This window comes from Deltaproteobacteria bacterium, assembly GCA_011375175.1.
GTDB lineage: Bacteria > Desulfobacterota > GWC2-55-46 > GWC2-55-46 > DRME01 > DRME01.
The window spans coordinates 1-21,920 of the sequence record DRME01000048.1; the positions used below are offsets into that span (position 1 = coordinate 1).

The 21,920-nt window shown below is 62.9% G+C and carries 15 protein-coding genes and 1 tRNA gene; 8 read left to right on the forward strand and 8 right to left on the reverse strand.

What is annotated here, in order from left to right; genetic code table 11:
* The first annotated feature begins 170 nt into the window (after positions 1–170).
* The 3 genes from ENJ37_03425 to ENJ37_03435 all read left to right on the forward strand — a co-directional run bounded on the left by ENJ37_03425 (position 171) and on the right by ENJ37_03435 (position 1,793).
* Positions 171–884, forward strand: coding sequence for a GAF domain-containing protein (locus ENJ37_03425; protein ID HHL39538.1), 714 nt, complete (start codon positions 171–173; stop codon positions 882–884).
* A gap of 91 nt (positions 885–975) precedes the next feature.
* On the forward strand, positions 976–1,590 hold the full coding sequence (locus ENJ37_03430) for a hypothetical protein (GenBank protein HHL39539.1): 615 nt from the start codon (positions 976–978) through the stop codon (positions 1,588–1,590).
* A 112-nt stretch (positions 1,591–1,702) separates the two neighbouring features.
* Positions 1,703–1,793 (forward strand) — tRNA-Ser (locus ENJ37_03435).
* Positions 1,794–1,952: 159 nt separating this feature from the next.
* On the opposite strand, the gene ENJ37_03440 is transcribed toward ENJ37_03435, so the two are convergent.
* From ENJ37_03440 to ENJ37_03455, 4 genes are all read right to left on the reverse strand, one after another.
* Positions 1,953–2,951: a metal-dependent hydrolase gene (locus tag ENJ37_03440; protein HHL39540.1), complete on the reverse strand. Its 999-nt coding sequence runs from the start codon at positions 2,949–2,951 to the stop codon at positions 1,953–1,955.
* A gap of 67 nt (positions 2,952–3,018) precedes the next feature.
* A complete protein-coding gene (locus ENJ37_03445; protein HHL39541.1) occupies positions 3,019–5,655 on the reverse strand; it encodes a tetratricopeptide repeat protein in 2,637 nt (878 codons plus the stop codon).
* Positions 5,656–5,754: 99 nt separating this feature from the next.
* A complete protein-coding gene (locus ENJ37_03450; GenBank protein HHL39542.1) occupies positions 5,755–6,378 on the reverse strand; it encodes a hypothetical protein in 624 nt (207 codons plus the stop codon).
* 5 nt (positions 6,379–6,383) lie between these two features.
* A complete protein-coding gene (locus tag ENJ37_03455) occupies positions 6,384–7,184 on the reverse strand; it encodes a glutamate racemase (GenBank protein ID HHL39543.1) in 801 nt (266 codons plus the stop codon).
* Between the two features lie 63 nt (positions 7,185–7,247).
* Here ENJ37_03455 and ENJ37_03460 point away from each other — a divergent pair, with 63 nt between their 5' ends.
* From ENJ37_03460 to ENJ37_03480, 5 genes are all read left to right on the forward strand, one after another.
* On the forward strand, positions 7,248–7,763 hold the full coding sequence (locus ENJ37_03460; GenBank protein HHL39544.1) for a hemerythrin domain-containing protein: 516 nt from the start codon (positions 7,248–7,250) through the stop codon (positions 7,761–7,763).
* A 7-nt stretch (positions 7,764–7,770) separates the two neighbouring features.
* A complete protein-coding gene (polX, locus tag ENJ37_03465; GenBank protein ID HHL39545.1) occupies positions 7,771–9,504 on the forward strand; it encodes a DNA polymerase/3'-5' exonuclease PolX in 1,734 nt (577 codons plus the stop codon).
* A gap of 7 nt (positions 9,505–9,511) precedes the next feature.
* Positions 9,512–11,242 carry a putative manganese-dependent inorganic diphosphatase gene (locus ENJ37_03470; protein ID HHL39546.1) on the forward strand — a complete coding sequence of 577 codons (1,731 nt, stop codon included), beginning with the start codon at positions 9,512–9,514 and terminating at the stop codon, positions 11,240–11,242.
* 492 nt (positions 11,243–11,734) lie between these two features.
* Positions 11,735–13,102, forward strand: coding sequence for an HD domain-containing protein (locus ENJ37_03475; GenBank protein HHL39547.1), 1,368 nt, complete (start codon positions 11,735–11,737; stop codon positions 13,100–13,102).
* Positions 13,103–13,104: 2 nt separating this feature from the next.
* Entirely contained in the window at positions 13,105–13,611 is a 507-nt protein-coding gene (locus ENJ37_03480; protein HHL39548.1) for a hypothetical protein, read from the forward strand.
* A gap of 530 nt (positions 13,612–14,141) precedes the next feature.
* Here ENJ37_03480 and ENJ37_03485 read toward each other — a convergent pair.
* The 4 genes from ENJ37_03485 to ENJ37_03500 form a co-directional block, all read right to left on the reverse strand.
* Positions 14,142–15,767, reverse strand: coding sequence for a diguanylate cyclase (locus tag ENJ37_03485; protein ID HHL39549.1), 1,626 nt, complete (start codon positions 15,765–15,767; stop codon positions 14,142–14,144).
* Positions 15,768–16,076: 309 nt separating this feature from the next.
* Positions 16,077–17,408 (reverse strand): hypothetical protein, encoded by a 1,332-nt coding sequence (locus ENJ37_03490; protein ID HHL39550.1) that lies wholly within the window; start codon positions 17,406–17,408, stop codon positions 16,077–16,079.
* 432 nt (positions 17,409–17,840) lie between these two features.
* Positions 17,841–19,820 (reverse strand): hypothetical protein, encoded by a 1,980-nt coding sequence (locus ENJ37_03495; GenBank protein HHL39551.1) that lies wholly within the window; start codon positions 19,818–19,820, stop codon positions 17,841–17,843.
* A gap of 425 nt (positions 19,821–20,245) precedes the next feature.
* Positions 20,246–21,874, reverse strand: coding sequence for a transglutaminase domain-containing protein (locus ENJ37_03500; protein ID HHL39552.1), 1,629 nt, complete (start codon positions 21,872–21,874; stop codon positions 20,246–20,248).
* Positions 21,875–21,920: the final 46 nt, after the last annotated feature.

Consider the following 21,920-nt stretch of genomic DNA (forward strand, 5'->3'; position numbering starts at 1 on the left):
ACCCCCTTCAAAGACTTTTAATTCCCTGCGGTTCATCCCGATTTTGCTTGCAAAATCGGGATGAACCGCAGGGCGTTAAAAGTTTTTGGAGGGAGTCTGAGGGAACCTTTTTACAAAAAGGTTCCCTCAGTGCAATAAATCAGAGTTTCCCTAACACGATGAGGTAACCGATGGATTCCATTATCAGGTGCAGACAGTGCGGCAGCCAGATGGAGCACGAGCGTATCGACGACTTCAAGGTCAAGTTCTACTGCAAGTGCGGCTTCTCCGAGTTCAGGCCCGCCCCGGGAACGAGCAAGGTCGTGAACCCCCACTACTCCAGGGACAGCCTCCTGCCGCTCAAGTTCGACCACATGGGCAGATTCGTCGTCGAGGTGGAGCGGGCCGACCGCGAACAGCTCGAGCTCATCACCATAGACGAGATAAGCATGCTCGCCTCGTCGGACTACGACCTCGACGAGGTGCTGAAGAAAGTGGCCGAGAAGACGGCCCGCAGGCTCGGCATGGACATCTGCTCCATATACCTCTGGGACGGCGAACACCTCGTGCTCCGCGGCACCTACGGCCTCGCCCAAGAGGCGGTGGGCAAGGCGAGGCTAAAACCGGGAGAGGGCATAACCGGCACGGCCGTGCTCGAAAAGAAACCCCAGCTCGTGGCCGACGTCTCCAGGGACCCCCGCTACCACTACTTCCCGGAGACCAGGGAGGAGCAGTACAGGATCAAGACCATGTACAGCTACCCCATATTCTCGGGCGACGAGCCCTACGGCGTGCTCAACGTCCAGACCGTCGAGACGAGAAGGCTCAAAGACGACGAGCTCGGCTTCGTGGCCATCGTGGCCAACCTCATCCTCGGCGCCGTCAAGATGAGAAAGAAGGGTTGAGGCGCGGCGACGCCTTTTCCCTTTTCTCCGCCGCCCCCGGATGGTATAATCACTGGAATTCGTATTCAACGAGGAGGAAAGGACCGCAGTCATGAGATTCAGATACCTTGTCGCAGCAGCAATCACCATCGCGCTCGCCGCCTCGGCCTGCACGAGCGAGAAGGCCAGGGAGGCCGCCGTCGAAGAGGAGACCGTCTCCGGCACGGCGTCCATGGAGGGCCTGCCCGAGGGGCATCCCTCCATAGACACGAGCGTCGACCCCGGCGCCGCTTCGTTCATGAAGCAGGCCGGAAAGGACGGCAGCGTCTCCCACTCGGGGCTGAGGACCCAGAAGCAAGTGCGGGTATCGGACGAGATAAAGGCCAAGTGGAAGGAAGTGACGCTCGAGGTCTTCGACACGAGCGACAGCACCAAGGCGGTGAGCAAGTTCCGCATCGGCTCGAAGACCAAGATCGACGGCGGCGAGCTCGTCGTCGAGGCCTTCGTCCCCGACTACTCCATCTACGACGACCACATAGGGTCCAAGTCGGCGGAGCTCGTAAACCCGGCCGTGCTCGTCGAGCTCTTCGAGGACGGAAAGAGCGTGGCCAAGGGGTGGGTCTTCAACAAGTACCCGGAATTCAACTCCTTCAAGCACGATAAACTGCGCATCTCGCTCGTAGCTCCCGGCGGCGAACGCCAGCAGCGGCAGGAAGCTTCCGAATAGTCGCCGGGGAGGGCGGGGCCTTGCGGTCCCCGCCCTCCTCCCCCTTCAGAAAGACACTCCCGCGGCAAAACTTCTATTGCCTTCCGGCGCCGAACGTGTTATGCTCTCCGGCGGAGAGATGCCCGAGTGGACGAAGGGGGCTGACTCGAAATCAGTTGTGCCGTTACGCGGCACCGGGGGTTCGAATCCCCCTCTCTCCGCCACCTCCGCAGATGGGGGCCGTCCGACTGTAAAAGGCCGGGCGGCCTTTTTTGTGGATACAGGTCGGATACCCCTCTCTCAGCCACTATCCCGTACATGGGGCCGTCCGGTTCAAAAGGCCGGGCGGCCTTTCTTGTCGATGCAAGGCGGCTACCCCTCTCTCAGTCTTCCCCTTCCGCTTTGAGGGTGTGGAAGGTGAGAACCACGTCCCGCAGTTCGCGCCGCCCGTCGAGCCGCAGTCGCAGCAGAAAGGGTCTGCGGCCCTCGACGAGGTTGAAGCGCAGGTCGTAGTACTCCACCTCGTAGCCCTCCCCCCTGCGGAAGGCGCGCACGATGGGATGGCGCGCGAAGCGGAGGTAGACCCCCGCCACGTCGAGAGAGCGGACCCCGGCCATGAGGCTGCGGAACTCCCCCTCGTCCATGCCGCTGAAACCCTCTTTTCCGAACCTCTCGACCGCCGCCGTCCCCCGCGCCTCGTCCACCTTGACCTGCAGGAACTCGTCGCCGCCGTCGAAGAAGACCGACCACCTGAAGGGGGAGAGCGGCATGGGCACGGCGTCGAGAAGCTCGGCCTCCACGCCCCGGTCGTCGAGTGCCGCCGCCGCTGCGGCCATGGCCGCCTCCTTCACCGAGTGGACAAAGACGAGGTAAGAGACGGCGAGCGCTACGAAGAGGGCGGCGGCGCGAGGGCCGGCCCGCCGGCCCGCCCAGATGCCCGCGACGATTACGGCCGTAAGGATGGGATCGATTATGAAGACCAGGTCGAGGGCGTAGCGCCGCCCGCTAAGGGGATAGAGCAGTTCGGTGCCGTAAGAGGTGATTACGTCGAGGGCCATGTGGGTGTAGTAGCCCGTGAAGGCGAGCGCCGTGACGGAGGCCAGCGAGGGGACGGCCGCGGAGCCGGGAGGGAGCCTTGCAAGGAGGAAGCGGGCGGTCAGGGCGTACAGCGGCACGACGACGAGGCTTCCGGCAAGGGAGTGGGTGAAGCCGCGGTGGTACTTGAGGTAGGCCAGCGGCCCGGCGAAACGCAACGTCAGGTAGTCGATGTCGGGAAGCTCGGCGGCCACGGCCGTTACGATGAGAGCCGCCCGTCCCGCCCGCGCGCCGAGGGCCGTCCTCGACCAGAGGACGCCCGAAAGGATATGGGTCACCGGATCCATGACTCAACCCGGCCGCCGGCGCAAGCGTTCCCCGGGGCCGCCGCGCCGCAGGGCCGCCCATACCGCTTCAAGGCTCGGCGCCCGACAGTCTCGCCGCCCGGTCGGAGAGAGAGGGGTCGCGCCCGCCCTCTATCACTATGCCGAGCAGCTTGCATCCTTCGTCGCCGCCCTCTTCGCAGTCGGTGATGATATCTTCCAGTATGGCAAGCAGTGTCTTGCACCGCCCCTCCTCTCCCGAGGCGCAGGCCGAGGCCATCTCTCCCATGACGATGCCGAAGTAGAGGCAGCCCCGCCCCTCGCCCATGACACAGGCCTTGATGTAGTCGTCGTTGGCCCTCTCCATGGCTCCCTGCCTGTAGTAGGCGTCGCCCCTGCCCAGGTAGGCCGCGGCGCTGGACGGATCGAGGGTGATGGCCTTGGTGAAGTCGCCGATGGCCATGTCGTAGCGGCCGCTGGCGTAGAAGGCGATGCCGCTGTTGAGGTAGGCGGCTGCGTAGCCCGGCACCAGGCCGATGGCCGTGTTGTAGTCGTCGATGGCGGCCTCGGTGCGTCCGCTCTTGAAGCGGGCGTAGCCGCGGTGGTTGTATGCGGCGGCCAGCCTCTCGGCCGCCGAGAGGGCCTCTTCGAGCGGCACGGAGCCGGCGTGCCCGGCGGAGGGCATGTCGAGACCGTCGTCGAGACGCCGCAGGTCGAAGCCGGCGGTGTCGTCGGGGGCCGAATATAGTGCTATGGCCCGGTCGAAATCGGCGACCGCCCGGTCGTAGAGGCCCTTGAGGCTCAGGGCAAGCCCCCTGCCGAAGTGGTAGTCCGGGTTGTCCGCGTCCAGTTCCAGGGCCGCCTCGAAGTCCGCCGCGGCGTCGTCGTAGCGGCCCAGGGCGGTGTGGACCTGGCCGAGCCTTGCAAGGGCCCTGGCGTTGCGCGGGTCGAGTTCGACGGCCCTGCGCAGGTCGTCCACGGCCTTCTCCATCTCCCCCTTTTTCTGGAGGAGCACGCCACGGTAGTAGTAGGCGTCGGCGGAGGCTGCGTCCAGTTCGATGGCCCGGTCGAAGTCGGCGAGGGCGTCGTCGTAGCGGCCCAGGCGGGTGTAGGCGTCGCCGCGCGAGCCGTAGGCCGGGGCGAAGCCGGGGTCGGCGGCGATGGCGCGGTCGAAATCCGAGACGGCCCGTTCGTACTGGCCCCTGAGGCTGAAGATGACGCCGCGGCCGTGGAAGGATAGGGCGTCTGTCCCGTCCAGCTCGATGGCCCTGTTGTAATCGAGCAGCGCCCGGTCGTAGAAACCGCCGGCCGCCAGGGCCGATCCCCGCAGCGCATAGCCCGATGCGTCGTCGGGCGCGATGAAGACCACGTCTGTAAAGTCCTCGACCGCGTCGTCGTAGCGGCCCATGCGCATATAGGCCACCCCCCGTGCGCGGAAGGCGCCGCCGTCAGCCCCCTCACCCAGCTCTATGGCGGTGGTCAGGTCCGCAACGGCCCGCTCGTACCGTTCGGTCTCGAGGAAGAGGAGCCCCCGGCCCAGGTAGCTTTCGGCCCTCCCGCCGTCGAGCTCCACGGCCCGGTCATAGCCCTCCAGCGCCCGCTCGTACTCCCCCGCGGCCCGAAGGGCGTCGGCCAGGCCCGCATGGGCCTCGGCCAGCGTCGGCGCGAGCTCCACGGCGCGCTCGAGGGCCTCGAGCGCCTCGTCCACGCGCCCCAGGCCGAGAAGCGCCCTGCCCCGGCCAGACCAGGCCGCCCCGGACCCGCCGTCGAGCTCTATGGCCCGGTCGAAGTCCTCGAGGGCGCGCGCGGCGTCGCCGAGGGCAAGGCGGACCCGCCCTCTCAGCTCGCGGCAGCGGCTGTCCCCGCCGTCGAGCTCCACGGCCCGGTCGAGGTCATCGAGGGCGTAGTCGGGCTCGCCCGCGCCCAGGTGCGCCGCGCCGCGCAGGACGAGGGCCGCCGCAAGGTCCCCGTCGAGCTCGATGGCCGCGGTGAGGTCGTCTGCGGCCTGGTAGTAGTCGGCGCCGTCGATGAGGGTGGCGGCCCGCCCCACGTATGGCCAGGCCCAGCGGGGGTCGAGCTCGATGGCCGTGCCGTAAGCCGCCATCGCCTCGTCGCCGCGGCCGGAGAGGGCCGCCACCAGGGCCTTCTCGAGCCAGAGCGCCGCCTGCAGGCGCCTTCTCGCCGTCTCGACGGCCTCTATCATCTCGCGCCGGCGCCCGGCGTCGTCCTCGGCCTCGAGCCGCCCGTCGAGCCCGTCGGCGGCCCTGTCGAGCTCTTCGAAGGCGGAGACCACGGCGCCGTACTCCTCGGCGCGGTAGCCCCGGGCCGCCGCCCTCGCCGCAGCGAGGAAGACGTCCCTGTGAAGACGGACCTTGAGGACGACGGTGAAGGCGAAGTTGTCGTCGATGATCTCGCGCCTCTTCTCGTCGACCCTGAAGTCGAGGGCCGCCAGGGCGGCGGCCTCGGCCTCGGCGTCGGTGAGCGCAATGCCGGACGCAGCGGCAAGACGCCCCAGTTCCGGGGCGGCGCGCCTTACGGCCTCGATGCGCGCCTTCCACATGGCCCGGCTCTCGGCCTCCGAGAGCGTCTCGCCGGCTCCGAGAAGGTGGGAGCTCGTGACGAGCCGCTCGAAGGCGGCGCTGCGCTGCGGCGTGAGAACGACGAGCAAAAAAGCCGCGGCGGCGGCCGCCACGGCCGCCGCCCCAGGTTTGTCGACCCCCAAGATCATCGTCTCTTCCTCCGGGACCGTCTCATACCACCCGCAGCCGCCCGCAACCGCCCGCGAGCAGGGCCACGGCCCCCGATGGCGCCACGGCACACCGGTCGCCTATCTCGCCTTGACCAGGGCCCTCGACGGACCGAGCGGCGAGCTTATCTCCACCCCTCCCCTGAGCGTGCCCATCACCTTGCCGTCCACCAGTATCTGCACGCGCCTTATGCGCGGGAAGTTGAGCGTCACGGTGTTCACTATGGAATAGACTGTCATCCTCTCGTCTGCGGCCCCTTCGCCGCGCTCACCCACGACATGGAAGCTCAGGTCCACGTAGGCCGTGCCGTCCTTTATCCTCAGCTCAAGCAGCCTCGTGCCCGGGGGCACCGTCCTCGCAAGGCCCGGTGTCCCCGGTCCCTCGAGCAGCAGGGAGAGGGCCTCTTCGACCTGGAAGAAGAGCGGTCCGTCCTCGATCTCCACCCTCTCGGGCGCAAGCATGGGCCCGTCGCGGCGGGCGAAGAAGAGATCGACCGTCTTTTTCCCGGCCCGGTCCGAAGGGGCGGGCCCAGGCCGCCTGCCCGCGGCCGCCCGCTCCGGCGCCGTGGCCCCACGCTCAGAGACCGGCCTTTCCGTCCGCGCCCCCTCCTCCATCTCGCCGACGGCGACGAAGATCGCAAGGCAGACGGCGAAGGCGGCGAACGCCGCCGCGACGGTCGTCCATGGAGACCCCCCTGCCGCCACGGCCCTCAGCCTCCGAGCCTTACGAGCTCGGCCCGATGGAGGCCGTCGCCGAAAAAGCGCCTGCCCACCGCAGCGAAGCGCCCCGGAGAGTCGGTGACGAAGAAGCGGCGCTCGGGCTCTCCCCCCCCGCACACAAGCCCCTTCTCCACGAGCAGGCGCTCCACCTCAAGGGCCGTCGCCTCGGCCGAATCGACGAGCCTCACTTCCGGTCCAGCAACCCGCCCTATGGTCTCCTTGAGGAGCGGATAGTGGGTACAGCCCAGCACGAGCGTGTCTATGCCGGCCTCCACGAGGGCGGAGAGGTAGAGCCGCGCCGTGAGCTCGGCCACCTCGTTGCACGTCCATCCCTCCTCGGCGAGAGGGACGAAGAGCGGGCAAGCCCTGCTCACCACCTCGGCGTCGGGCCTGCGGCGCTTTATGGCCGCCTCGTATGAACCGCTTCGCACGGTCCCCTCCGTGCCGATCACCCCTATGCGTCCCCTTCGCGTAAGCCCCACGGCGCGGGCCGCCCCGGGCTCTATGACCCCTATGACGGGCACGTCGAGCATCTCCGAGAGCTCGCCCAGGGCGTAGGCCGAGGCCGTGTTGCAGGCCGCCACCACCACCTTCACGTCGCAGCCGGCGAGAAAGCGGGCGTTCTCCAGCGAGTAGCGTATGATCGTCTCCGCCGACTTGGTGCCGTAGGGAACCCTCGCCGTATCGCCGAGATAGACGGTGCTCTCTCCGGGCAGCCTCCGGGCTATGGCCCTCAACACGGTGAGCCCCCCTATGCCCGAGTCGAAGATGCCTATGGGATCGGTTTTCATAAGTTATCAAACCAGTTTAGGTAATGGAACTTTTGTTGTCAACGAAAAATCTTTTGCTATAATATGGGTGAAACCTGTCCGGCGGAAGACTCTCCCAGCCGCTTGACAACGAGACAAAGACGGACGATTGACAAGGTAATGGACAAGGCTATGTTCCTGAAGGAACTGATGGAGGAACACACGGAGATAAGGCGGCTTCTGAGGGACCTGGAGACCGCCGTAACCGACTCCGACTCAATGGACTGCCGTCTCGTCTCGTCCATGCTCGCCGATCTCGAGGGGAAGCTTCTCGACCACGTGGCGCGCGAGGACAGGCGTTTTTATCCGGAGCTGCGCACCGGCGCCCTCGAGGCGGGCCAGACCGCACTTCTGCCGGCCCTCGATCTCTTCATCAATTCCATGGGGAAGCTTTCGGCCAGGGCCAGGGAGTTCTTCGATAACTACGGGTCGGCCGTCAGGATCGCAGCCGACCAGGAAGGCTTCAAAAAGGGGTTCATGGGACTCAAGCGCGACATGCTGGAGAGGATAAAGAGCGAGGAGGGGAGCATCTACGCCATCTACAGGTCCTACTACAGTTGAGAGTCCCATGGAGAACGCCGAGATCGCGGCCGTCCTGGCCGACATCGCAGACCTCCTCGAAATAAAGGGCGAGAACGCCTTCCGCGTCCGCTCCTACCGTAACGCCGCACTGGCCATCGACTCCCTGCCGGTCAAGGTCTCCACCATAGTCGCCGCCGGAGCGCGCCGTCTCGAAGAGATACCGGGCGTGGGCAGGGGCATAGCCGAGAAGATAGTGGAGCTCGTCACCACCGGCGGGCTCGCCTACCTCGATGCCCTCGAAAGGGAGATACCGAGGGGACTTATCGAGGTGCTGCGCGTCCAGGGCATGGGACCGAAGAAGACGGCCCTCGTCTTCCGGGAGCTGGGGGTGCGCGGACTGGACGACCTCGAGGCCGCGGCCAGGGCCGGCAAGCTCCGCGCACTGGCCGGCATGGGGGAGAAGACGGAGCAGAAGGTCCTGCGATCCATCGCCCAGCTGCGCCGCATGAGCGGGCGCCACAGGCTCGCTGTCGTAATGGCCGTGGCCTCCGAGCTCGTCGCCTACCTGCGCGGCTGCGAGGGCGTGGGGCGGGTCGAGGCGGCGGGAAGCCTGCGGCGCTTGCGCGACACGGTCGGCGACCTCGACGTGCTGGTCTCGGCGCGCCACGGCGAGCCCCTGATGGAGAGGTTCGTAGCGTGGGAGGCGGTGCGCGAGGTGCTCGCAAAGGGCGCCACCAGGACGTCGGTCATCCTCAGAAACGGACTGCAGGTGGACGTGAGGGTCGTGGACGACGGCTCCTTCGGCGCGGCGCTCCAGTACTTCACGGGCTCCAAGGCCCATAACGTGGCGCTCAGGGAGCGGGCCGTACGCATGGGGCTCAAGATCAGCGAGTACGGGGTCTTCGACGCCGGCGACGGACGCAGGATAGCCGGCGCCGACGAGGCGGGGGTCTACGGCGCCGTGGGCCTTCCGTGGATACCGCCGGAGCTGCGCGAGAACCTCGGCGAGATAGAGGCCGCAGAAAAGGGGGAGCTCCCGGCGCCGCTCGAGGTCGGCGACATCGCCGGCGATCTCCACTGCCACACGACGGCGAGCGACGGTTCGGCAACCATCGAGGAGATGGCCGGCGCGGCCATGGATCTCGGCTACGAGTACCTGGCCGTGACCGACCACTCGCAGGCCGTCTCCATAGCCCACGGCCTCGATGAAAAGAGGCTCGCAAGACACATGGAGGCCGTCGACGACGTCAACGCCGCCCTCTCCCGCCGCGGCTCTTCCTTCAAGCTCCTCAAGGGCGCCGAGGTCGATATCCGGGCCGACGGCTCGCTCGACTACGGCCCCGCGGCACTCAAGGGACTCGACTGCGTGGTGGCCGCCGTACATTCGGCCTTCAACATGCCGGGCCGCGAGATGACGGCGCGGATAGTAAGGGCCCTCTCAACGGGTCTCGTCCACATCCTCGCCCATCCGACGGGAAGGCTTCTCACAATGCGCGAACCCTACGATCTCGACATGGAAGAGATAACGGCGAGCTGCAGGAAGTACGACGTGGCCCTCGAACTCAACTGCTCGCCCGAAAGGCTCGACCTCTCGGACACGCACCTGCGGCTGGCGCGCTCCAGGGGCGTGCCGGTGGTCATCTCCACCGACGCCCACGCGCCGCAGCACCTCTCCAACATCACCCTGGGAGTCCGCTATGCGCGGCGGGGATGGATCGAGAAAAAACACGTGCTTAACTCAAGAAACCTCAAGCAGTTAATGAAGTTTCTCAGGCGGTGAACGCCTCATGGCGGCCGTCCGGCGCAGGCATGGCGACGGACGCCGGGGCGAAGCTCTTTCGCAGAGGAGGTATCTTTTTCAGTCTATGGAAGGCTCTGCAACCACCTACGTTATAGGTCACAAGAACCCGGACACCGATTCGATAGTCTCGGCCATTGCCCTGGCCGAGCTCAAGCGGGCCACGGGGATGGAGAACGTCCATGCCGCCAGGGCGGGCGACATAAATCCTCAGACGGCCTTCGTGCTCGAGTACTTCGGCGTCGAGCCGCCGCGCTACCTGACCGACGTCTACGTGAAGGCGGGCGATATAATGAACACCGACGTCGTGTCGGTCTGCGAAGGGGCGCCCGTGCTCAAGGTAATGGACCTGATGAGGAGCGAGGGTGTGAGGTTCGTTCCCGTGCTCGACGGGGCGCGAAGGCCGGTGGGCGCGCTGACGCTTCTGGAGCTTGCCCGCCACTACACATCGAAGTTCGAGGTCGAGGGCTCGCGCCTTGTGACGACGTCTCTCTCCAACGTGGTCGAGGCGCTGGGGGCAAGGCCGCTTCTCGACTTCCTGGGCCGCGACGAGGTGGTCTTCTCCGTCTACGTGGGCGCCATGTCGCGCCGCTCCTTCCGGCGGGTGCTCGAGGGCACGGAGCCGTCGAGGTGCATGATAATCGTCGGGGACCGTGAAGGCATACAGATGGAGTCCATCGAGCGCGGGGTGGGCGCCCTCATCGTCACCGGCGGGCTCGCCGTCGGCGAGCGGGTGGTCGAGGCGGCCGAGGCCGCCGGGGTGAGCCTGGTGGTCTCGCCCTACGACACGGCCACCACGGCTCTGCTTGTGCGGCTCAGCACGCCGGCCTCGAGGATATGCTCCTCGCCCATGGAGACGGCGAGACCGGACGAGCTCGCCCGTGATCTGCGCTTCAGGCTTGCCAGGAGAAGCGGCATAGTCGTGCTCGACGACGAAGGGGCCCTTGCCGGAGTCGTAACCAAGAGCTCTCTTCTGCGCCCATCGCCCACGAGGCTCATACTGGTGGATCACAACGAGCTCTCCCAGGCGGTGGACGGCGCGGACCCGTCGAACATCGTGGAGGTCGTCGACCATCACAGGATCGGAAACTTCAACACCTCCCAGGCCATAACCTTCATATGCGAGCCCGTGGGCTCGACCTCCACGCTGGTGGCCGAGCTGTACAGGCGCAAAGGCGTAGAGATAGGGAAGGAGACGGCGGGTCTTCTGCTCGGCGGGGTCATGAGCGACACGGTCATGCTCCGCTCGCCGACGACGACGGAGCGCGACCGCCGGATAACGGAGTGGCTCGAGGAAGAGTCCGGCCTCGCCCACGAGAAGTTCGGGGCCGAGATATTCGCCGCCACGTCGAGCATAAAGAAGCGGGGAACCCGGGCCGTGGTCAGGGGGGACCACAAGGTCTTCGAGGCCGCGGGGCGACGCTTCGGCATAGGACAGGTGGAGACCATAGGGTTCGGCGAGTTCCACGACGAGCGACAGAGACTGAGAGAAGAGCTCGAAAGGGTGCGAAAGGAGAAGGAGCTTTCCCTCTCGGCCCTGCTCGTAACCGACATCGTCCAGGGGACGTCGCTGCTGCTCGCCGTGGGCGACAAGGACGTGATCTACAACCTCGACTACCCGAGGCTCGACGACGACCTCTTCGAGCTCAAGGGCATCATCTCCCGCAAGAAGCAGGTGGTGCCCCACATCATAGGCGTATTCTCGGGCAACACGGCTTGAGGATAGGGATGAATCAAGGGAAGGAAACATGAGTGAATGAATCGGGAGAGAGGAGGCGGCCGCCCTTGACTATCAATTCCAATGACATGTGCTTACCCTCTTCCAGGCTCTGGGCTGGTGCGTGCCTAAACAGCCCGACAGAGCGAGTGTTCCCGTAGATACTTAGCGGAGAAGACATAAGGCTGTCGGTGAGAGAGTAGCTGACTGCTTCGAAGGTTTTTGCTTTGACATGCCAGAGTCGACGGTATATATTAACCCAGGTTTCTGTGTGGGAGCGGATGGAATGAGAAAGACCAAGCCGAAAGAGCGCAAAATATACGCGGTGCTACCTTATGACGTGCACCAAAAGCTACGAATGAAACGTGCCACTCAATGATGTCACTACCCAAGAATACGTGGCAAGATTGATCAAATTGATCAAGGCGGGTGTCGAAGACCTTGCATTGCCGGAAAAAACCTCGGCCAACAAAGTTGAAATAGAGCAGGCTAAGCATGAGTGATACAGGAAATCAAGCAACCAGCTTTTGGCCTAAAGTTATCCGCGACCCCATTCATAACGTGATAACTTTTGAAAATACAGAAACCGATCAATTGTTGTTTCGTCTTGTTAACTGTCGTGAATTTCAGCGCCTTCGCAGAATTAAACAATTGGGTCTGAGCGAACTGGTCTTCCCAGGGGCAAATCACAGTCGCTTTGCTCATTCGATTGGAGTGATGCACACAGCCAGACTATTCTTGAATCAAATTGGCAATGCCGGGTTTACTCTCACTAACGATCAGAAGACCGTTGTCTTAGTATCCGCACTTCTTCATGACATTGGACATGGACCATTCTCCCATGCGTTCGAGAAAATCACGAGAGACAAGCATGAGCGAAGAACCGAGGAAATCATCGAAGACGATTCCACAGAAATCAACAAAGTATTGAAAGAATTCGATGGCGATTTACCGACACGTGTTGCTGCGTTTTTTCAAGAGGATCCGACAGGCGAGAACGTCGGAGACATCCCTCCGTTTTTTGTTCACGTTGTAAGTAGCCAGTTCGATGCCGACCGGTGCGACTATCTTCTTCGTGATAGTCATGCTACTGGTGCAGATTATGGTAAACTCGATCTTAGATGGTTAGTTGACCATTTATATGTTGATGAGACTCATAATCGCATATACTTGGGAAGAAAAGCATTCTATGCCACAGAGCAATATATCTTTGCGCGGTACCACATGTACCAAGCAGTATACTTTCACAAAGCGACACGTTCAGCCGAGGTTATGCTTCGGCTTCTCTTTAGGCGTTACAAAGAGTTGCTTGACGCAGAGGATACACTGGACAAAAAATCCAAGATCGTCGAGGGAGCATCCCCAGCATTGATTAAGGCTTTTTCTGGAGGGTTGTCTTTATACGATTATTTGTTACTGGATGACCACACCATTACGGAGTTTCTTAAATGTTGCGAGGTCTGTAGGGATCCTATCATTAAGCGCCTATCAAGCGGTCTCCTTCACCGTCATCTCTATAAGTGCGTTGATGCCACTGGTATTAGCCGCGATAACCCGGATAAGGTTGCTGAATTCCGCGAGCAAGCTAAAGAGATAGTCCAAAAATACATTGATGCGGTGGACTATGGTCTTGCTTCAGATACTCCTGCGGATACTCCTTATAAAGTTTATGATCCGAGTGATGACAATCCTGCAACACAGATTTTTGTTGAAGATGCGCTCGGACAAATAAAATTGATTAACCATTTGTCAGATCAAGTCAATGCACTGCGAAAAAAGATAACCCAGCTTCGTTATTATTTTCCTGAAAAAGCGAGGACAGAAATACTTGAGCTAACGAAGTCCTGGAAAGGAGGTCACTAAACATGAACCCTGAACGGTTTAGGCTGCTGGCAGCCGTCATCGCTGCACATCCCGGGAGGCAGGTCATTGGTAGAACTCGTCTTCAAAAGACGATTAAGCTTTTGCAGAGGATAGGGCTCCCGACTGACTATGACTATATGCTGCATTTTTATGGCCCATATAGTGACGGCCTTCAGGCAGAAATAGGATTGCTTGAACATCTGGGGCTTGTGGAAGAGAAATCGTGTCTTTCGGCGGACGATAGACCTTACTATGTTATCAAGTCAAAGCCAGAGGCTGCTTTGAAAGAAGTAGAAGAGAAATTTGGAGACGCAATTAAGCTGATGGCCCAAGCTGACCCTGTAGTTTTAGAACTGGCCGCAACGTATGATGCTTTCCGTGAAGCTGGGATGACACACGAACAGGCATTAGCGAACATCCGCCGAAAGAAAGGCGCCAAATGCGAAAATAAGAACGAAGAAAAGGCTCTCGAATTGCTTGAAAAACTGTTACCGAAAAAAGCGGCTTAAGGCCCAAACCAGCCGAGGGGCTAACTGTCCGGTAGGTGCTTGACTTTTACACCCCTAACGGGGTATCCGCTTAGGCTGCATTCTCGGCCTCCCTCACCTCCCTTCTTGTTCTTCGGCAGCCCATCGACGAAGGCCTTGTGCGGCGTTATGCCGTTCATGTTCCCACCCTGTTGGGGAACACTCGTTGTTATGAAATCCGTCAGCAGTTCCTGAAAGAGCGTCCAAAACAAAGCGGCTTACCGGAACCCTCCCTCCCTCCCTCCCCGTGGCAAACAGGGGCTTCCCTGACACACCCCATTCCCGGAAAGAGGACGGGGCGGTGACGGGCCGCGACGCCGGTGGCCGCTTTGAAGACCGACGACTCCGCGCCGTCCAACAAGCTCATTGTTTCTTGCCTGCTTGTTCCCTCAAAAAGCAGCCACGGAAGACGGGGCCGCCGGCCGCTTCGTGCCGCTGCGACGCACACAGGCCCGACAAGATTTACAGTTTTTTCTTTGCTTACTTTCTTTTTTCCCAAAAAAGAAAGTAAGTCAGGAGCAGATGCGGTTGCGGCCGGCTTTCTTGGCGTCGTAAAGGCACATATCGGCCTGTTTTATGAGCTCCATGGGACTGCGGCCGTCGTCGGGGAAGGTGGCGACACCGCCGCTCACGGTTATGCGGCGGTTGGGCATGCGGTAGGAGGCGATCTCCTTGAGCAGGCGGTTGGCGAAGGCCACGGCGCCTTTCTTCTCCATGTCGTCGATTATGATGCAGAACTCCTCGCCTCCGAAGCGGCCTACCGTGTCGGTGCTGCGCACCGTCCTGTTGAGGAGACGGGCGAGGGCCTTGAGGACCTTGTTGCCCTCGAGGTGGCCGTAGGTGTCGTTGTAGGACTTGAAGTGGTCGATGTCGAGCATGATGATCGAAAAGGAGCGTTCGTTGCGGGAGCATTTCTTCGTCTCCTTGTTGATCTCGTCCATGATGTAGCGGTGATTGTAGAGCCCGGTGAGGCCGTCGGTTATGCTGAGGCGCCGCATCTCCTCGATGGACTTTACGCGCTCGATGGTGAGGGCCGCGTAGATGGTGAGGAGGGTGAAGAGCGAGATGACCTCGGCCTTGAAGTCGCGGACCACGAAGTCGTTGACGTAGATGATGCCCACTATGCGTCCCTCGATGGTGAGCGGAGCGGCAAGGAGCGAGCGCACCCCCTCCTCGAGGAGCACGGGGTTTAAAGCGGGGAACTCGCGCAGGTCTTTTATGATGGTGGGTGAGGTCTGGGTCAGTATCTTGTCGGTAAGCCCTCCGCGTCTTATGTCCCAGCGGTCGACCTTCTGGAACTCGGCGCTGAAGCCCTTGGACACGACCATCACCATGTTCTCGTTGCGCTCGTCGAAGAGGGCGAGCGAGCCGGCCGGGGTGGCCGTGAGGCGGGTGGCGTAGTCGATTATGGCGTAGCCCACGTCGTTAAGGCTGTCTATGTTCTCGATGACGAGGCCGAGATGGTACAGGCTCTCGTGGTCCTTGAGCATGCGCTGGCGCTCTTCCATCCTGCGCTGGCGCTCGTCGACGAGCTGCCAGAGGAGCCGGGCCGAGACACCGCCCATGAGCTCCGTGTCGGGCCGCTTCATCTTCTTGATGAACTCCCTCACGGAGCTCGAGCCCGTGACGTTCACGATTATGTCGACGTCGGTGGTGACGGCCTCGGCGAGGTCGTGATAGACGGGGATGCCCAGTTTCCTGGCGATGGGGATACCGCGTGCCATGGGGTTCTCGTCGACGACCCACGAAATCTTTATGGTCGAGTCTTCCTTGAAGATTTCGAGGATGGCGGACCCGCCCTTGCCGCAGCCGACGATGCCGAGCTTCACGGTGTCGGGCTTGCCGTCCTGCTGGACATCGCTGTCCCGGCCGTCGATGAGGCCGTAGTAGAGGCCCTTCTCGACGAGCCCGCTTCTGGTGGATGTTCCCATCTTCTCCTTGAGCCCCCTGATGAGCCTTGCGACCCGATAGGGCGTTTCACCCATGAGACGGGATATCTCGCGGTTGGTCACGCCCGCGTGTATGTACTTGAGTATCTCGTATTCCTGGAGCGAAAGGTGCGGCCTGTTATGTTCGTTCACCGATGAACTCCGAGAGGTAGTGAGGGACGGCCTGACTGCGATGACGGGACGTCCCATGCATATCAATGATCTTATCGGCAGAACCGGCAAGGGGCTTTAAGGAGCCCGGAGATCGAGGGATGGAGCGAGGGATGCGGGGCCTTGTCCGGCCGCTGTGGGAAAGGCGCGATGAGTTTGGTCGTGATGGGTCCCGGAACGGCCCTGGGGATCTCTTTCTGTTTCAGCTCGCTCCGGCCTGTGCGGCCCTGTTCCGGACGCACGGCGTTCGGACGCCCCCGGAGAGACCGTCGCATCGAAGAGGACAAGCGCAGGTACACAGCGGCCCTGTCCGCCTGAGGCGGGCAGGGCCTTCTGCTCGCTAACGCATCACCTGTTGTGGCAGAGCTGACAACCCTGGTTGGAGGCGATGGAATTGCCAGACTGGCCGGGCGTGCCGCCGGGCCATGGCTCGCTTATGTAGTCCCACCTGAGGTTGTCGTAGTAGGGTCCTCCGTGTGCGAAGTGGCACGAGAGGCAGAAGACCTTGTGTCCGTCCGTAAAGTCGTCCATGCCGGAGAATGCCGCGCCCGTCGTATCGGTCGGCAGATAGTAGGCATTGGCCGAGTAGTACTTGCTCGCCGTCACGGGCAGGGCCTTGCCGGCCTGGATGACGGCCTGGTTGTAGTTGCTCCTGTCGAGCATGGACACGTGGCAGCCGTTTGCGCAGTTTGCGGCCGCTCCGCGGGGGATCATGGAGTTGACGGCGTGACGCCTGAGGTCGACGTTGGTGCTCCTGTCGAGGTTGGTGGGGCTTATGGCCTCGTGCCAGTTGTCGTGGCACTGGGCGCACCACCTCGACATGGTGGCCGCCTCCAGGCCGCCGGTGCCGTTGCTGCTGTCGTCGCCGCCTCCGTAGACGTTGCTGTTGGCGCTGTCGGTTACGGGGTCGCCGGTGAGGGTGCCCCTGTAGACGGGCCATATGACCTGGTTGTCGTTATCCGTCTCGTTGCCGCCGAAGTAGGAGCCGTTGACGCCGCCCACGTAGCTTTTGTGCTTGTAGAACTCCTTGGAGGTGCCGTTGTAGAACTTGACCCCGCCCTTCTGACCAGCGCCGATGGCCGTCACCCTGAGGTTCCTGAAGAAGTTTATGGTGGAGGACTGGTCGTTGTCGACGCCGTGGGGGTCGTGGCAGTTGGTGCAGGAGAACTCGGCTATCGTCTGGTCGCCGCCCGGGGGCAGGACGTTGGTCATGCCCAGCGAGTGGCCGTACCCGAGGGCCTCCTGGTCGCCGGTACCGGGCGAAAGAGCCCAGGTGTTATCGAGTTCGGGATAGAAATTGCCTCCGGCGCCTATCTTGTTGAAGGGGTCGGTGTCCCACGCCCAGGTGGAGGCGCTTGAGAAGACCTTGGGGGCCACCACGTTGCGGGGGGCGTGCGCGTTCGACGCCTGGGCGCCGTTGTTGGCGTGACACTGGAGACAGAGCTTGTGTATGTCCTTGCGCGTGGTGACGGCGCCGCGCAGGAGTATGAGACTTCCGTCGGGGTTTCCGCCTATGGCCGAGTTGCCCTGACTGTTGTGCATGGTATGGCAGGTGCCGCAGGTGAGTCCGCCGGCACCCTTGTGCACCGCAAAGGACGGAACCGGAGATATGGCAATGAAAATAATGAGGAAGAAAAGAAAGTGGAACGCCGTCGTCTTTCGGGCCATACGCTTCTCCATGATTTCGTTATTTACAGCCCGCGGGCCCGTTTCGAGCCGCCCGGACCGCAAAGACCGCCACCCACGAATCACCACTGTCTCGGCTCTGTCCGGCCCCCCACAGATGTCAGTCCGCCGGGCCGCCACCCCTTGCGGCGCCCATGCAACGTTACCGCCGCCGTGAGGCCAAGTCCGCAACGGACCGAACCTTTCTCATCTCTTTCCCATCATAGCCGCCCATGCCGCCGTTCAGGCAACGGACAGGTTAATTTATTTTAATTTATTTGTCATCTCCTGTCAAGGGTGTTGTGTGAAATTCAGGTGAAAAATCTTCTTATGAAAGGCGGGAAAGGACGGCGGGCCGTTGTCCCGGCGGCCTCCGAGAAGACCGCCGGGACTTGTGGGAGGGGGCCGCAGCAGGGGGGATGATTCCCCCGACAAGTATAGAGGGGCTCACAGGAGGTCCATGATAGCGGCTATCCTCTCTTCTATGGGGGCGGTGTCGAGGCCCTTCTTCTCGTATACTATCTGGGCGTCGGAGAGCCTCTCGATGGCCTCCTTCAGGTCTCCGGCCTTCTCGTGGCGCTCCGCCTCGGCGAGGTAACGGACCTCGGGGCTTGCGAGAAGCTCCTTCAGCTCCATGCCGATACGGGCGATGGCCTTTTCCTGGACCTTGCGTATGAGCTCGGTGTCCGAAGGGAGTTCCGCCACCTTGAGCGGCACCTTGAAGTCTCCGACCTCGACGCCGTCGGTGGACTCCCCGGTGGCCTCCTCCTTCATCTCGACCACGCTGGTGTGGAGGAGCTTGCCCTTGGTGTCGACGACCCGGTAGCCGACGCTCACAAGCCCCACCTTCTTGAAGAAGACGACCTTGTAGGTGATGTCCTCGAATACCGGCTCTTCCAGGTACTTGGGGGGCTCGACGGCCTCGGCGTCGAGTTCGCCGGCCTTTTTCTTCTTCTCCCAGTCGAGGTGTTCGGGATTGCGGACCTTCTTCACGCCCGTCTTGACGCGGACCGTCTTGGTGGTCTCGTGGTGACCGCTCTCCACCTTGTAGTCGAGCACGTCGCCTATCACGAGGTAGTCGGCGCCTGATATCTGGAGGAAGCTCTCCCTGGCCTTTTCGTTCATCTGGCCGGCCAGCTTGACCTCGTACTCCTTGAGGAGCGACTCGATGGCCTCCCGCTCCACGACCCTCACGTCCGGGCTCAGGCGGCGGTAGAGATAGAGGGTTATGTTTGACGAGAATATCTTGCCCGCCTCGGGGCTGTAGCCGGGGCTGCGGAAGGGCATGACGGCGAGCCCCTTTATGGCCCGCTGTTCGAGCTTCTCCCTGAGCGCTTTCATACGGTCGCGCCCGCCCGCGTAGTTGGGGTCTATGTCGACGACGGTCCTCATGTACTGGTAAGCGAGCCCCACCCTGCCCTTCTCGCTCTCCCCGGCCGCCCTCAGGAACTGCTCGTCGAGGAACCTCGTTATGGCGGCGGCGTCGAACTCTATGGAGGTGCGCCGCGCAAGGGGGAGGTCCTTGAGGTAGGCGAAGCCCTCCTTGAACTTCAGGTAGGCCCTGTAGCTTCGGCCGAGGGAGATGAGCTCGAGGCCCTCGCCGATGAGTGTGCGCACGCCCTTCTCCTTTGCGGCGAGTACGAGCGCTCCCACGTCCTCGCTGCCGGGATAGGTCGCCGCGTAGGCGTAGAGCTTGAGGGCCCTGGCGAAGTCGTTTTTCCCGACCGCCTCGGCGGCGGCGTTTACGTAGTAGGCGAGGTTGTCGCGCTTTTCGGCGTCGGCGAGCTTCCCGGCAAGTCCCTCTCGGCCGGGCGCCACCTTCTCGACCTCCCTGTAGCGGGCAAGGGCCGTCCTCCAGTCCTCGTCGGCCGCCGCGCGGTCGCCTTCGGCCTCGAGCCCGGCCGCCGCCTCCGCGCGCAACTGCTCGAGGAAGGCGCCTGCCGCGGGGTCGATGCGCGCGGCCGTCGCCGCCTTCTCCACGGCCTCAACCCTCTTGCCCTCTGCAAGCAGCCTGCGGGCCTCGGCCTTCACGGCCGTCACACGCTCGATTGCGGCCTTGCGCTCGGCTGCGAGCTTCTCTGAGAGCCCGTCCGCCTCTTTTCCGAAACCCCACTCGGCAAGACGGGCCGCCTCCTTCTCAAGCCCTTCTATGACAGGAAGGGGCAGGACGCCGTCAACGCGCCCGCCCTTCATCGCCGACGCCACGCGCTCGTTCAGGCGGTCGCGAAGAAGTCCCTTCACCTCGTCGAGCCTCCGGCACGCCTTCTCGCCGGGCTTCTCGGCGCACAGTGGCTTGAGCCTCTCGTAGGCCTCTTCGAGCCCGCCTGCCGAGATCATGCGCTCTGCCTCTTCGAGCCCCTTGTCGTACGAGGTGGCGCAGGCCTGGAGCACGAAGAGAGCCGTCACGGGAAGGAGCAGTCTTTTCATCTGTAAAACCTCCGGGAGGTTCCGGCCGCAGACCCGCCGCCTCAGTGACGACGGCCCAGGGCGTGGATTTGAAACTGAGGGAACCTTTTCGTAAAAGGGTCACAGACCCCCTTCAAAGACTTTAAATACGAGTTGGTTTCCCCCTGTTTTGCCTGGCAAAACAGGGGGAAACCAACTCGCGTTAAAAGGTTTTGGAGGGAGTCTGAGGGAACCGGGGGCCTGTGACCCTTATTACGAAAAGGTTCCCTCGGTGCAATAAATCAGAGTTTCCTTAAGTATCCCCCTAACTCGAAGAATCCGTCAAGGCGGCGCGACTCAAAGAGGGGCCGGGAGGCTTCACGAGTTGAGCGGACCGGAACTTTCCAGAGAATCTTAGCAGAGAGGCGGAGCCTTTTCAAGTGCCGCCGCGGCGTGCGGCACGTCTTCTACGGCGCCGCCGTCACGCCGCTCACCCTGAAGTTGAAGTCGTAGTTGAGCACGTCGGACCAGTCGAGCCCCCTCGTGGTGGAGCGCGTATCGTCGGCCGTGCCGTAGGGGTTGCCCGGTATGTAGAACCAGTTCACGATGGCGTCCTCGCTGCGCCTCGGTATTATCCAGTACCTCCCCGGCCCGAGCAGCGGACGCTCCGAGGGGTCCTTGGCGAAGGTGAAGTCGAACCACTTGTAGCCGCCGTAGTATGAAACGGTGTCGAGGCTCAGCGGATAGCTTCGCACGCCCTGAAGTCCGGGCTTTCCGCCGTCGTCCTCGACTATGTCGATCCACAGGCTTCCGAGCCGGCCGCCGAACTTGTGGAGCGCAAGCGAGACCCTGTCGAGCAGGATGGGCTCTTCGATCTCGAAGGCCTGGGCCAGCGAGTGGTCCTTTGTGAGGTACTCGGCCGTCTCCTTGTCGAGCGTTCTGTATCCCGTCTCCGAGTCCTTGAGCTTCACGTAGAGGTCCAGGAGCGACGGAAAGTCCATGTTGCCGAACTCGACGGGCGTTCCCGCGGGCCGCTTTGGCCGCTTCACCGCAGGCGGCCTGCGGCGGGGCCGCGGCCTTTCGGCCGGACCGCCGGCGGCGGCCTCGAGCTCGGTGGTCACAATGTAGCTATCGGGAGAAGCGGTCCTCTTCTTTAGGCTTATCTCTATCGTGTCGCTCCTGTAGTCGGCCGAGACCTCCTCGCTGAAGGGAGGGAGCACGGGCGAGGCCCGCCAGGAGTCGTTTATGTCCATGGAGTCCAGTCCCACGGTCTGCTTTATGTGGCGCGGGCTCACGAAGAGGTGACTCTGCTGGGTGTCGTAGGCGAGCCAGCCGAGGTCCGGGTACCAGACCTCTATCCAGGCGTGGCCCCCCTGCCCTATGCTCTGAACGAGCGAGCCCTTTTCGAGCGGCACCTTCCATGTCTTTCCGAGGGAGAGCCCCCCCACCATGCGGGCGGGAACGCCCACGGAGCGCAGGAGCGCCATGGAGAGGTGCGAAAAGTTCTGGCAGTTGCCGTGGCCCTTGCGCAGCGTCCAGAGGGCGTCGTAGGCCGGTATGGGGGTCTTGTAGCGGATGTTGTCGACCACCCAGTTGAGAAGCGCCATGACGGCGGCCTCCTCGCTCCCGGCGCCGTCGGTGAGCCTTCGGGCGAGAGCGCCTATCTCTTCGGCATCGCTCTGTACGAGTTTCGTAGGCGCGAGAAAGGTCCTTACATCGGCGGGGATGCGGGCCGCGTCGAGCGGAAAGGGAGCCGAGCTCGATAGGGGGGCGAGCCCGATGCGAAGCTCCGTCATGAAACGACCGGTCACGCGCACCTCGCCCTTCACGTCGCGCCAGGTGGCGACGGTGAAGGAGTTGCCGAAACGGTCCGTCTCGGTCTCGACGCTCAGGGGCCTGGGACTGAAGTCGAGCCTGTAGTCCCCGGTGCGCTGCCTGACGGTGCGGCTGTCGAAGGACGCGGGGTTGGCGAAGCGGAAGACGAGCTTTCTTAGCCCGCCGCCGGGCACGGCGAAGGTGCGCTCCTGCGTGACCTCCACGGTCGTGCGCATCCCGCCCTCGAGCACGAGCGTGTCGGCCCGCACGGCGGCGGCCAAAAGAAGGACAGCCGCCGCGGCCTCGGCGAGCCGCCGCGCCGGGGAA